We start from the raw sequence: 13,655 nt of genomic DNA, 5'->3' as shown, positions 1-13,655 counted from the left end.
ACGGAACACTCTGAATGCCAGAAGACTGGAGAGAAAATCAGGCCGGCGGACCGAGGAGGGAAGTCAGCCGACCTGCAAGCAGATGCCCGTGGTTAACGAGCACGCATTGGCCTTATGGGGTGACTGGCAGTACCGCGTCGAACACTACCGGGATCGTGGTTGTGTAGGAGCCACGCTGAGTGGCCGTAGGCTTGGCCGCGGCGATGTGCATTTCCGCCCCTATACCCGGGGTGGAGTCGGCTTCGTTGACCACTTCCTGAGGGCTGCCGCTCAAGATCACACCATTGAAGGTGGTGGTGACCGGGATGTTTTGCGCGGCATCACCGTTGAACAGTACGGCCGGGCCACCTTCGATGTAGGCAGCAACCGAACCGTTGGTGTTCTTGACGTCGTAGGTGGCCCTCAACGAAGCAAGCTCACCGCTGACCAGGTTGTAGGTCATGGTTTCGTCACGACCCCAGTTCGGATCACGCGGTTGTGCGTGGAACACGGTGGTCGGGATGTTTGCCTTGATATTGACGGTGTGGCTGGCTTCACCGGCAGCAGTAGCTGTTACCGAGGAAGACAGTGCCAGAACAGCCAGAGGAACAGCGACAGCAAACTTCTTGAACATGATCAATACCTGTAGTTATCAACATTGATTGATTCGTCGCCAAGCAACTTCTCAACAACGAATAACGCAGACGGTTAGTTGAACCGAACAACGCCAAGCAATGATCAATTCAAATCAACAACAGGTATGCAGGTCGCTTCCCACGGCCAAGTAGCCTTTAGAAACACGGGGCGAACGAAAAGTATGGCACTTTGCCAAAACTTTAAAAATAGCCGTAAGAATCAGCCTACTTGAACATAAGTGTCATAACGGGAAGTGACTGTAAGAGCAATACTACACGCACAAGCGCTGCTATAAAGAGCAACCTGTTAACGCGCCTGTTCGAGCACAAACTCTAATTAAAGTTATAACTCTAAATACTTTTATCGTCCATGCCCCTCGAGCGTGAGCCGCTTGACGCTGCTCACGACCGTTGGTCGTCTCGGGCTACCGTCACCATAAGATATATCTTAAGTTATATCTAAATAGGACAGAGGACAGACCATGCGACACGAGCATCGCAGTGAATTTGAAAAACGCGGCGGCCGCGGCCCTCGGGTATTTGCCCCTGGCGACCTGAAACTGCTGCTACCGGCCTTGATCGCCGAGCAGCCCTGCCATGGCTATGACCTGATCCGCCAGATCGAAAGCCTGTTCGACGGCGCCTACAGCCCCAGCCCCGGTGTGATCTACCCCACCCTGACCTTTCTGGAAGAGAGCGAGTTGATCAGCGGCGACGCCGAGAATGGAAAAAAACGCTACACAATCACCGACGCCGGTCGTCTCTTCTTAAGCGAGCAAGCCGTTGCCCTGGAAGGCGTGCGCATGCGCATTGATGTCAGCAAGCGCTCGCTGCGTGGCCACGACCGCCCACCCGAGATTCACGAGGCGGTGCATAACCTGCGCCACGCCTTGCATTCGCACCACGGGCGCTGGAGCCCGGAAGAAATCGTTCGTGTCGCGGCGCTGCTCAACGGCACCGCTCAAGCCATTGCCGACGGGAAAAACCAATGAATACTCAAGCTATCCATCGCGTTACCCACGAAATCAAACGCCGCCGACTGCAAGTGCTGCGGGTGGTCGACATCACCCCACGCATGCGCCGCGTCACCTTGGGCGGGCCGGAACTGGCAGGTTTTATCAGCCTGGGCAGTGACGACCACATCAAACTGCTGTTCCCGCAAAACGCCGCCGAGCAGGCTGCGCTGGAAAGCCCGACCTTCAACATCAAGGGCGACGGCCCGCAACCGGCCATGCGCGACTACACGCCACGGCGCTTCGACCTGAGCATCGGCGAGCTGGATATCGACTTCGTGCTGCACGGCGATGGCCCAGCCTCTACCTGGGCCGAACAGGTGCAGGTTGGCCAGCACCTGTACATCGGCGGGCCGCGCGGCTCGATGATCGTGCCGGACATCTTCGACAGCTATTTGCTGATTGGTGATGAAACCGCGATCCCGGCCATCGCCCGTCGCCTGGAAGAATTGCCGGCCGGGCGCAAGGTGTTGACGGTGATTGAAATCGCCAATAGCGCCGAACAGCAGCCACTGACCAGCGCTGCCGATGTAGAGGTGATTTGGGTGGTGCGCGGCCACGACGACCTGCTGGAGACGGTGCGCAACCTGACCCTGCCGGGCGGTTCGCTGTACAGCTTTGTCGCGACGGAAACCAAACTGTCGCGCCAACTGCGCCGCGTGTTGCTGGACACGCACCAGGTCAATGAGGAGTTCCTCAAGGCCGTGGGATACTGGCGTGCCGAGGGCAGCGAAGAAGAATAAAGCCCTCAAGTCCACTGAAGATCCAATGTGGGAGCTGGCTTGCCTGCGATGGCGGTGCATCAGAAACAAATTGTCCAACTGACCCACCGCCATCGCAGGCAAGCCAGCTCCCACATTTTTACGCTGCCCGTTTAAGAACTTTGTCCAGCCCCACCACCGCCAACGCAATCAGCACAAACCCCGCCAAAATCCCCCCGGCATTCACAAACACCTGTGGATAACCGAGGCTGTCCACATCGATGAACGGGTACTGATACTGCCCCAGCAAATGCCCGCGCAGCAGCACATAGCCGAAGTACACCAGCGGGTAAATCACCCACCCGCCAATGTGCTTGAAGTGCAACGTGCCCTTGGGCACACACCGCCACCAATAGATCACGAACAGCAGCGGCATCACGTCGTGCAACAACTCGTCGGCGATAAATTGAAAGCCGGTGGGGCTCCACAAATGTCGGAGCAACAGGTTGTAGGCCAGGCTCACGACCACGATGCTCGCGGCAATACCGCTACTGACAGCGGGCGCCAGGAAGAAACGTTTTACCGCCGACTCGCGATTGACCAGCGCATAGCTCAACACCACGACCACCAGGGTGTTGGTCAGCACCGTGAAGAAACTGAAAAAGTTGATCAGCCCGCCCAACAGGCTCGCGCCGGCCTCCCAGCGCGAATAGAAAATCAAGTATTGCTGAATCGCCAGCCCTGTCCAGCCAGCCAGCGCCGCCGTGGCCACATACCGCTTCATGGCCTCAATCCAGCGGGCGTTTGGTACGCATCAGCTTGACGTACAAACCTTCGACTTTCTCCCGCGCCCACGGCGTTTTGCGCAGGAAGGTCAGGCTCGACTTGATGCTGGGGTCGCTCTTGAAACAGCGCACATCAATGCGTTCGGCCAGACCGCTCCATTCGTAGTGTTCCACCAGGGTGGTGAGGACGTGCTGCAGGGTCACGCCGTGAAGTGGGTCGTTGCTTGTCGCGGTCATGCCAGGCCTTTTGCAAAAAGAGGAAACACAGCCGCGCACCTTAGCCGACGGGGCGTAGAGGTGGAAGCACTGCATTGAATATAGCCCCTGGAAAAAAGTTCCCCTTTTCAGGCAAAAAAGTGATGTTATATTGTAACGATACTTATCAAAGTCGATACCGTTTTAAGCCTTCTCTTTTCTGTGCCTTTTACCAAGGAATGTTTGATGTCCCTCTCTACTCTGTGGCGCTTGACCCCGCTTGCCGCCGCCCTGTTGATCGGCTCCGAAGCCCACGCCCTGGAACTGCAACCCCAAGTCATTACCGGCAACCCCTTGGGCAGCGAACAACTCGCCTCGCCCACCACGGTGCTGGAAGGCGATGACCTGACCCTGCAACAAAAAGGCAGCCTCGGCGAAACCCTGAATAAGCAGCCAGGCGTGTCGTCGTCGTACTTTGGCCCAGGTGCCAGCCGCCCGATCATTCGTGGCCAGGATGGCGACCGCATTCGCATCCTGCGCAACGGCGTGGGTGCACTGGATGCCTCGTCGCTGTCCTATGACCACGCCGTGCCCCTGGACCCGATCAACGTCGACCGCATCGAAATCGTACGTGGCCCGGCAGCCTTGCTCTACGGCGGCAGCGCCATCGGTGGTGTGGTCAACACCTTCGACAACCGTATTCCCACAGAAGCCATCGAAGGCATCCACGGTGCCGGTGAACTGCGCTACGGCGGCGCCGACACCACCCGCAGCAGCGCCGGTAAACTGGAAGCCGGCAACGGCACCTTCGCCTTGCACCTGGACGCGAACGCGCGGGAATTCAACGACCTCAAAATCCCAGGCCAGGCCCGCAGCCGCCATGCCCCGGAGACCGAGGATGGCCCCGGCAAAAATGGTCGACTGGGCAACAGCGACGGGCGTCAGGATGGCGGCGCGGTCGGCGGTTCCTACACCTGGGACGACGGTTATGCCGGGCTGTCCTACAGCAACTATGACAGCAACTACGGTTCACCCGCCGAGCAAGATGTGCGCATCCGCATGAAGCAGGATCACTACGCCTTTGCGTCCGAGATCCGCAACCTGCAAGGCCCGTTTAGCTCGGTGAAACTTGACGCGGGCTACACCGATTACGAGCACCGTGAAATCGAAGGCGGCGAAACCGGCACCATTTTCAAGAACAAGGGCTATGAAGCCCGCGTTGAAGCGCGCCACCAGCCGCTCGGCCCGTTCGAGGGTGTGGTCGGCGCCCAAGTGACGCGCAATGAGTTCTCGGCACTGGGTGAAGAGGCCTTTGTACCGCAGACCGACACCAACGCCGGCGCGCTGTTTATTCTCGAAGAGATGCAGGCCACCGAGCGTCTCAAGCTCAGCCTTGGCGGGCGTGTGGAACACACCAATGTCGACCCGAATGCCAAGGGTAATGCGCGCTTTGCCGGTGCCGATAAATCCAATGACTTTACCGCCGGCAGCCTGTCGTCCGGCGCGGTATACAGCCTCACGCCGGTCTGGTCGCTGGCCGCGACACTGGGCTACACCGAGCGCGCACCGACTTTCTACGAGCTGTACGCCAACGGCGCCCACGTCGCCACCGGCACTTACGAGTTGGGTGACGCCAACCTGAAGAAAGAGAAAGCCGTGTCCAGCGACCTGGCACTGCGCTTTGACAACGGCACGCACAAAGGCAGTTTCGGCGTGTTCTATAGTCGCTTCTCCAACTACATCGGTTTACTGGGCACAGGGCGCACGCTGAACGATGAAGGCGAAGAAGACGCGGGCGGTATCCCGGAATACAAATATTCCGGTGTACGCGCACGTTTCGCCGGCTTCGAAGCCCAGGATCACTGGAAGTTGGGCGAAAGCGCCTACGGCAAGTTCGCCCTGGAGCTGTCGGGCGATTACACCCGCGCCACCAACCTGGACACGGGCGAAGCCTTGCCGCGTATTGCGCCTCTGCGCTTGAACAGCGGCTTACTGTGGGAACTGGACCGCTGGCAGGCGCGGATCGACGTGGAACACGCCGCAGGCCAAGGGCGTGTGCCGGATAACGAAAGCGGCACCGACGGCTACACCACCTTGGGCGCCAGCGCCGGTTATCACTTCAATGTGGGTGGCAGCCAGTGGTTGGCGTTCGTCAATGGCGAAAACCTCACCAACCAGACCGTGCGCTATGCCAGTTCGATCCTGCGCGATATCGCCCCGGCGCCTGGGCGCAGCGTGCAGTTCGGCGTGCGCACCACCTTCTAAACAGCAGCACAATCCTCCTGTAGTAACCGGCTTCTGTGGGAGCCGGGCTTGCCCGCGATAGCATCACCGCAGCTTCCCTGGGGTACCGAGGTGACGCTATCGCAGGCAAGCCAGCTCCCACAGAAGCCAGGCTTTACAGGCATTCTTGCAGCGACGTTCTGTCACTGTTACCAGATCTGAAATGATGCATCTCTCTAATTACGCTTTCTCAAAATGAGAAGGCGCTTTATCCTTGCCGCAACAAACTGAAACGTTTCACGCCTGCGGTCGATCCCATCTTGCCGAATGTTCCCTGCCTTAAAGACAGCGCTGTCTTAAATCGACCCGCGCGTGGGGTTCAATCGCCCGCCTGTGGATAACCGACTTATCCCCAGAAAAACCCAATTTAACGCTGAACCAAGCCCGCGCCGAATCGTCATCTACAGTGAAGCACGGGGTTACATAATTCCAACGTCACGGAGAAACACACTATGAGCACTGATGGTGCTTCAAGCCCAAGCCGCCTGCTGCCCAGGCTGCTAGGCGTCTTGCTGCTGATCATGGGGCTGGCCTTGCTGGCTGGCGGCGTCAAGCTGAGCATGCTCGGCGGGTCGCTGTACTACCTGCTGGCCGGTATCGGCATCGCCCTCACCGGCGTGTTGCTGCTGGCCACCCGCCGCGCAGCGCTGGGCCTGTACGCACTGGTGCTGTTCGCCAGTACCGTGTGGGCACTGTGGGAAGTCGGCCTGGACTGGTGGCAATTGGTGCCGCGCCTGGCCCTGCTGTTCGCCTTGGGCATCGTCTTGCTGCTGCCGTGGTTTCGCCGTCCGTTGCTGCGTGGCCAACCCGCGCCGCTGGGCACTGGCGCGCTGAGCGTAGCCGTGGTGCTGGCGGGCGCTGCCGCCCTGGCCAGCCAATTCACCAACCCGGGTGAGATGGTCAAGACCGGCCAACTGGACCGCGACGCCGCGCCTGGCATGGCCAGCGCTGCACCGGCCCAGGCCGATGGCGACTGGAATTCCTATGGCCGCTCGGCCTTCGGTGATCGTTACTCGCCTCTGGCGCAGATCACCCCGGAAAACGCCCACAAGCTGGTGCCGGCGTGGACCTATCGCACCGGTGACATCCCTGGCCCAGGCGATCCCGGTGAAACCACCGCAGAAAACACCCCACTGAAAGTCAACGGCATGCTCTATGTGTGCACGCCGCACAGCCAGGTGATTGCCCTGGACCCGGACACCGGCAAGGAAATCTGGCGTTTCGACCCGAAGATCAGCAGCCAGGGTGCCGCGAACTTCAAAGGTTGGGCGCACATGACCTGCCGTGGCGTGTCGTATCACGATGACGCCGTCTACGCTTCCGCGCAAAGCCCTACCGGCAGCGCCAGCACTGCACCTGTCAGCGCTGTCTGCCCTAAACGCATCTTCGTGCCGACTGCCGACACCCGTCTGATCGCCCTGAACGCCGACACCGGCAAGATGTGCGAAGACTTTGGTGACAAAGGCCAGGTCGACCTGCGTGCCAACATCGGCAGCTTCGCCCCCGGCGGTTACTACTCCACCTCGCCACCGGCCGTGACCAAGAACCTGGTCGTGATCGGCGGTCACGTGACCGACAACGTCTCCACCGACGAGCCTAGCGGCGTGATCCGCGCGTTCGACGTACACACCGGCAAACTGGTGTGGAACTGGGACAGCGGCAACCCGGACGACACCACCCCGTTGGCCGAGGGCAAGACTTACACCCGCAACTCGCCGAACATGTGGTCCATGTTCAGTGTCGACGAAAAACTCGGCATGCTCTACCTGCCGATGGGCAACCAGATGCCTGACCAATACGGCGGCGACCGTACCGAAGACTCGGAAAAATACAGCGCCGGCCTGACCGCTCTGGACATCGACAGCGGCCACGTGAAGTGGACCTTCCAGTTCACCCACCATGACCTGTGGGACATGGACGTGGGCGGCCAGCCTTCGCTGATCGACATCAAGACCGCTGACGGCGTCAAGCCAGCAGTCATGGCCTCGACCAAGCAAGGCAGCATCTACGTGCTGGACCGCAGCAACGGCAAGCCGGTGGTGCCGATCAACGAAATCCCTGTACCGCAAGGCGCAGTGGCCGGTGATCACACCTCGCCGACCCAGCCGAAGTCCGACCTCAACTTCATGCCGCCGCCGTTGAAAGAACGCGACATGTGGGGCGTGACCCCGTTTGACCAGATGCTGTGCCGTATCGATTTCAAATCCATGCGCTACGACGGCCCATTCACCCCGCCATCGCTGCAAGGCTCGATCGTTTACCCGGGTAACTTCGGCGTATTCGACTGGGGCGGTATCTCGGTTGACCCGGTTCGCCAGATCGCTTTCGTGAACCCAAGCTACATGGCGTTCAAATCGAAACTGATCCCGGCGGCCGAAATTGCCAAGCAAGGCCCACGCGTCAGCGAAACCGAAGGTGTGCAGCCGAACAAAGGCGCGCCGTATGGCGTGATCCTCGAAGCACTGCTGTCGCCTTTGGGCCTGCCGTGCCAGGCGCCAGCGTGGGGTTATGTGGCGGCGGTCGATCTGACCAACCACCAGACCATCTGGATGCACAAGAACGGCACCGTGCGCGACAGCTCGCCGGTTCCGATCCCGCTGACCATGGGCGTGCCTAGCCTGGGCGGTACGTTCACCACCGCCGGTGGCGTCGCGTTCCTCAGCGGCACCCTCGACCAGTACCTGCGTGCCTATGACGTGAAAAACGGCAAGCAACTGTGGGAAGGCCGCCTGCCTGCAGGCGCGCAGACCACACCGATGACCTACACCGGCAAGGACGGCAAGCAGTACGTGCTGGTCATGGCCGGCGGTCACGGCTCGCTGGGCACCAAACAGGGTGACTATGTGATGGCGTTCAAATTGCCGGATTAAGCTGAACCGGCGGTAAAACAAAGGCGGCTACCTGATGGGTAGCCGCCTTTTTTATGCCCTGCTGGAAACCATTTTGACCGAGCACGGCTTCAACACTCAGGTCGTCTGCCCAACCGCCATCGCAGGCAAGCCAGCTCCCACAGGAATGCCTGGAGATCACGATTTACAACACCATCCGCTCGCGCCGCATCCACATTTCAAATGCCATGGCATTCAACGGCCGACTGATCAAGTACCCCTGCGCCGTGTCGCACTTCCACTGCCTGAGCAACTTCAGGCTGGGCTCAAACTCCACACCCTCTGCCACCACCTTGAGCCCCAGGTTGTGGCTCATCTCAATGGTCGAACGCACGATCACACCGTCGCCACTGGCGCTGTCGAGGTTGCGGATAAACGACTGGTCGATCTTCAATTCCTGCACCGGCAAACGCTGCAATTGCGCCAGCGATGAATAGCCTGTGCCGAAGTCATCCACCGACAGGCTGATGCCGCAGCCACGCAGTTGCTCCAGCACACTGAGGGCCTGTTGCGGGTTATGCATGATCGCGCTTTCAGTGATCTCGAAAATCAGTTGGTCGGCCGAGACCTTGTACTGCATCAACAAGGCGGTGACGCGTATGGCCAAGTCATCATCAGCCAAATCATCCACCGAGATATTGACCGAGAGTTGCAGGTGCAACCCCCGTTGCGCCCACTCGGCCATTTGGCGGATGGCTTCCTCGATTGCCCACAAGGTCAGGCTGCCCATGCTGCCGGTGCGCTCGGCCAATGGAATGAATTCGGTGGGCGACACCTGCCCAAGGGTCGGATGCTGCCAGCGCAGCAAGGCTTCTGCCTGACGCACATGGCCGTGCCTGAGGTCGAGCTTGGGCTGGTAACACAGGAACAATTCGCCCTCGACCACCGCCCGGCGCAGGTCGCGGATCAGGGTGATCTGGCGCTGGTGTGCAAGGTCGCGGTCTTGCTGGTAGATCTGCAAATGCCCCGGCAGGCTCGCCGCATCATGCCGGGCAATGGCCGCGCGGCTGATCAACTCTTCGACCTGTTGGCCGTCGGTGGGGTACGCGGCGATGCCGATGCTGACTTCATGGCGCACTTCGTCATTGCCGATACGCTGGGGTTCGGTAAGCAGCCCGTAAAGGCGATCGGCGCGGGCCACGGCGCGGTCGATCTCGGTGTTTTCCAGCAACAGCAGGAACTCACTGCCAGCGATGCGCGCCGCGGTGTCGCTGGCCAACAGGCTCATGGACAAACACCGGCTGGCTTCACGCAGCATTTCTTCGACGCCCTGAGGGCCAAACCCTTCGTTGATCACCCGGTAGTTTTCGATCCCCACGTACAGCAACACCACTGGCCGCCGCGCACTGATCGCACTGCCCAGGCGCTCCATGGCCAAGGCGCGGTTGGGTAAGCCGGTGAGCGGATCATGCAAGGCGTTATGCGCCAGTTGCCGCTCGCGCACGGCGATGCCGCTTTGCATGGCGTTGAAGGCACGGGCCAGCAAGCCGAATTCGTCATGACTGCGCACCCGCACTGGCGTGCGGTAGTCACCGGCGCCAATGCGTTCAGCGGCCTCCACCAAGGCAGTGAGCGGGCGCGACACACGGCGCGCCAGCAACAACGCCGCCGCCAATGACACCAGCAGCACCGCCAGGGCAATCCCGAGGAACTGCCGGTCCAGCGGCGCAAAGGATTCCAGCGCATGGTCCAGCGGGCTTTGCAGCAACACGCGTACTTGATCGCCATCGCCGGTATTGGCCAGCGGCAGCACCTGGCTCAGTGCACGTTGCCCGTGAAACACATTGATCTGCGCCTCAGGGTTGGGAGGGCTTTCGCGCATCAGGCTGATGACGGTGTCTTGATAGGCTTCAGGCTGGGTGCTGAACAACTGGCCGACAAGGCCGTCCTGCTCACCAAGGAACGACACTTCAAGGTTGCTCATGGAGCGCAATTCATTGGCGAACAACTTGTCCATGGGGAAACCCATGACCACGCGGGCAATGGGCTCCGGGTCGAGTACTTCATCCTGCACCAGCAAATACGGCTGCCCGTCCATGGCGACGATGAACATTTGCTGGCCACTGCGCCGCGCATGGCGCAAGGCCTGCTCATAAGGAAACACCGCGCCCTGTACCAACACCGGCAAGGTGCTGATCATCACCTTGCCATCCAGGTCGAGGACAAACACCTCGGTGGAGTGGATACCGGTGCCATGCCGGCGCAGCGCAGTCAGGATCGAATCAGCCTTGGCGTCGATCACTGCGTGTTTGAAAGGGCCGTCCGCCGTCAGCCAGTCCAGGCCGTATTGCAGGCGACGCCCGCGCAGGTCCAACAGGCGCTCAAAGACCTGGATGCCGGTACTGAGCTGAACCTGGGCCTGGTTCTCCACGGCACGAGTGGTAGCAGCCTTGACCGCAAAGTAAGTGGCCGCCACCACCACCAGCAACAACAGCGCCAGCACCCCGGCGATACGGGTCTGGAACGTGTGGCGCCACTGCATGGCCGAACCCTGCGGCCGCGTTCGCCTCTCTGTGCCACTGGGTTCCTTGGTCATACGCATCCCTGACGAAGCTGATCTGGCGTCAAAAAAACATCCATTTAAACTGAATATTTGGTTTTAGCAGATTAGCTGGGACTTGGGATAAGTACACCCAATTGGAGCGGGGACTTGAATGTCATTTTATTGGCGGTAAAGGCGTGCGTAGCGTCCGGGGCGGCACTCCCACGCGGAGCGTGGGAAATATCCGGCTTAAACGCTGCGCGCGCGCATAAAGTCCCCCCAACGGCGCACCAGGTAGTTGTGCTCATCCATCACCGAGTTCCACACCGCGATATGCCCCATGCGTTGCTCGTAGGAACCGCCATCGCGCACGTCACCGATGTCGATCAACGGCAACCCATCGCTGCCCGGCAACTCCTCGCGGGCCGGAAGGCCCGCGTACCAGTAATCCCACTCGGCGCTGCTCAAATGGTCGCGGGTGCGCGCCGGGTTGCCGATGTAGTAACCCTGGCGCGCCATCACCGCGCCCGGCCAGCCGGACAACCACCAATTGAGATAGGCATACGCCGCATCCAACACCGGGCCTTGGGCATGGCGTGACAACGACAAGCCGCCAAACCAGGCGCGATAGCCTTCACGCGGCACCGCCAACCGGTACTTCACCCCCGCACGGTGCAGGCGCATCAAGGTCGGCGACCACAGGCTCTGGATATCGATGCTTGGGCTGAGCATCAACTGCGCGGCTTCTTCATCATCGGACCAGAACGCGGCGAAGTGCCCTTCCTTCTGCTTGCGCACCAGGATGTCGGCCAGCACATCGATCTCTTCGATGCTCATATTGCCGATGTCCTTGAACTGCGCCAGCCCCGCGCCTTGCACGGCCAGCGCGGCATCCAGCGCGCCAATCGCCGCGTCACTTTGCAACGCGGTACGCGCGCGCCAGGCCGGGTCGAGCAGCCAGCCCCAGCTTTCATTGCCGTGGCTGAAGCCATCGGGCAAACGCTCGGGGCGGTAGGCAAAACTATCGGCGTTGTGGGTCAGCGGGAGCATGCTGATGCGCTCGGTCACCGTGCTGCCGAGGCTGCCGTCGTGCTGCACGAACAGGCGCTCACTGGGCACGCTGCCGCTGCCCAGGCGGTCGCTGGCCGACAGCCGGCCGCGCTTGGGCAGGTCATTGATCTCATGCCACAACGCAATACGCCGTGTGTCGATGGGCTGGATCGCCCGCGCCGGCCATACGAAGTCGACGTTGTGAAACCACTGGTCGTACAGGTCGTAACTCTCGGGTTGCATCACCGCAATGCGCTGGGCCTGCTCCACATCGTGTACCTGGTACACCAGGCGAATGCCCAGCTCTTGCTCGGCGCGCACGCGCAGGCATTCCAGCAAGGTCACGGAAGTACCGAGGACACGCAATGTGATCATGCCGCGAACCGCCGTGAGAACACGTCAAAGGAGCGCTGCAACAACGCCGGGTCGAGACCGCGCAGGATAAACACCAGGAGTGACTGGCGGTCGGTGCCTGGCCATGCAGGCAAATGCACCGGAGCATGCAGGCAATGCTGCACGCCATGGATAACAATGGGGGCCGAGCTTGCGTTCACGTTAAGCAGTCCTTTGACGCGAAGGATTCGTTCGCCGTGGCATCTTAACAGCATCGACAACCACACCCCGAAGCCCACCCAATCCAGCGGCTGCTCAAAGGTCAGGCAGCAGACTTGGGCAGCGCCGTGGCTCGCCGTGGTGGTGTGGTGCAGTTGCCAGCGGCTGACTTCAACCGAAGGCTCGGCGCTGCGCAACCCCTCACCGAGCAACAGTTGGTCGCCGCTGTGAACCGCATGGGTATCGAGGATTGGCGTGCCGGCATTCAATGCCCGCAAGTGCGCCCGTAGCGCGGAGCAATCGCCGGCCAGGTCGGTTTTGCTCAGCAGCAAACGATCCGCCGCCGCCACCTGGGCCAGCCACTCCGGGTGCAGGCGCTCTTGCAATTGGGCGTGGCAGGCATCCACCAAGGTGATCACCAGGCCAATATGAAAACGCCCACGCAGTTGCACATCGTTATTCAGGGTGGCGAGGATCGGCGCCGGGTCGGCCAGGCCGGTGGTTTCCAGGATCACGCGCTTGAACGCCGGGATCTCACCGCGCTCACGGCGTTGCAACAGGCCAAGCAGCGCGTCTTTCAACTCGCCGCGAATCGAGCAGCACACGCAGCCGCTGGGCAGCAACACGGTGTCTGGCGCGACCTCTTCCACCAACAGATGGTCGATGCCGATATCACCGAATTCATTGATCAAGAGGGCGGTATCACCGAGGCTTTCGCCTTGCAGCAAACGCTTGAGCAAGGTGGTTTTGCCGCTGCCGAGAAAGCCGGTGATGACATTAAGGGCGATGCTCATGACGACTCCAGATGATCGAGCAAACGCGGGTCCAGCGGGTCCAGCGGGCGCCCGAGCATGGTCTCCGCCGCCTGCCACAGTTGATCCAGGCCACTGGCCAATGCCTGTTTGCCGGTCGCGCCCAACAACAGGTAGGACGCGCCCTGGAAGTCTTCGACCTTGAGTCGGAACACCGCCAGCACTTGATTGATCGCCGCAATGCGGCGCAGACGCTCACGGCGCCTGGGCAGCTCATCGCCCAAGGGGTCGCTCCAGTGCAAGTCTTCGCCGAGCAAGCCGCAGAGTCCGCACATGCTTA

General features: G+C 60.7%; 11 protein-coding genes. 4 read left to right on the top strand and 7 right to left on the bottom strand.

The genetic code is table 11. The annotated features are described in order from the left end of the window. Positions 1-112: 112 nt before the first annotated feature. Entirely contained in the window at positions 113-613 is a 501-nt protein-coding gene (locus AOA62_RS09115; protein ID WP_017136321.1) for a CS1 type fimbrial major subunit, read from the bottom strand. A gap of 483 nt (positions 614-1,096) precedes the next feature. On the opposite strand from AOA62_RS09115, the gene AOA62_RS09110 reads away from it, so the two are divergent. Together AOA62_RS09110 and AOA62_RS09105 are read left to right on the top strand one after the other, a co-directional pair. Next, on the top strand, positions 1,097-1,606 hold the full coding sequence (locus AOA62_RS09110; protein WP_017136320.1) for a PadR family transcriptional regulator: 510 nt from the start codon (positions 1,097-1,099) through the stop codon (positions 1,604-1,606). Then, the gene (locus AOA62_RS09105; RefSeq protein ID WP_099548496.1) at positions 1,603-2,370 is read left to right on the top strand and encodes a siderophore-interacting protein; all 768 of its coding nucleotides are present in this window, start codon (positions 1,603-1,605) and stop codon (positions 2,368-2,370) included. The genes AOA62_RS09110 and AOA62_RS09105 overlap by 4 nt, the downstream gene beginning before the upstream one ends. A gap of 118 nt (positions 2,371-2,488) precedes the next feature. Here AOA62_RS09105 and AOA62_RS09100 read toward each other — a convergent pair whose 3' ends face one another. Beyond that, positions 2,489-3,112: a Pr6Pr family membrane protein gene (locus AOA62_RS09100; protein ID WP_099548495.1), complete on the bottom strand. Its 624-nt coding sequence runs from the start codon at positions 3,110-3,112 to the stop codon at positions 2,489-2,491. 4 nt (positions 3,113-3,116) lie between these two features. Beyond that, entirely contained in the window at positions 3,117-3,350 is a 234-nt protein-coding gene (locus AOA62_RS09095) for a VF530 family DNA-binding protein (protein WP_010212838.1), read from the bottom strand. 204 nt (positions 3,351-3,554) lie between these two features. Here AOA62_RS09095 and AOA62_RS09090 point away from each other — a divergent pair, with 204 nt between their 5' ends. Beyond that, positions 3,555-5,573, top strand: a complete 2,019-nt coding sequence (locus tag AOA62_RS09090; protein ID WP_099548494.1) for a TonB-dependent receptor — start codon at positions 3,555-3,557, stop codon at positions 5,571-5,573. A 470-nt stretch (positions 5,574-6,043) separates the two neighbouring features. After that, positions 6,044-8,461, top strand: coding sequence for a glucose/quinate/shikimate family membrane-bound PQQ-dependent dehydrogenase (locus AOA62_RS09085; protein WP_099548493.1), 2,418 nt, complete (start codon positions 6,044-6,046; stop codon positions 8,459-8,461). A 163-nt stretch (positions 8,462-8,624) separates the two neighbouring features. Here the strand turns inward: AOA62_RS09085 and AOA62_RS09080 are convergent, their stop codons facing one another. From AOA62_RS09080 to AOA62_RS09065, 4 genes are all read right to left on the bottom strand, one after another. Continuing rightward, positions 8,625-10,961, bottom strand: a complete 2,337-nt coding sequence (locus tag AOA62_RS09080; RefSeq protein ID WP_099548492.1) for a bifunctional diguanylate cyclase/phosphodiesterase — start codon at positions 10,959-10,961, stop codon at positions 8,625-8,627. Between the two features lie 249 nt (positions 10,962-11,210). After that, a complete protein-coding gene (locus AOA62_RS09075; RefSeq protein WP_099548491.1) occupies positions 11,211-12,386 on the bottom strand; it encodes a PotD/PotF family extracellular solute-binding protein in 1,176 nt (391 codons plus the stop codon). Further along, a complete protein-coding gene (locus tag AOA62_RS09070; protein ID WP_099548490.1) occupies positions 12,383-13,357 on the bottom strand; it encodes a GTP-binding protein in 975 nt (324 codons plus the stop codon). The genes AOA62_RS09075 and AOA62_RS09070 overlap by 4 nt, the downstream gene beginning before the upstream one ends. After that, complete coding sequence (locus tag AOA62_RS09065) at positions 13,354-13,650, bottom strand: hypothetical protein (RefSeq protein WP_017136312.1); 297 nt, start codon at positions 13,648-13,650, stop codon at positions 13,354-13,356. The genes AOA62_RS09070 and AOA62_RS09065 overlap by 4 nt, the downstream gene beginning before the upstream one ends. Between the last annotated feature and the right edge of the window lie 5 nt (positions 13,651-13,655).

This window comes from Pseudomonas sp. 2995-3 (assembly GCF_002742565.1).
Taxonomy (GTDB): Bacteria; Pseudomonadota; Gammaproteobacteria; order Pseudomonadales; family Pseudomonadaceae; genus Aquipseudomonas; species Aquipseudomonas edaphica.
This window is presented reverse-complemented; position numbering and strand designations above follow the sequence as displayed.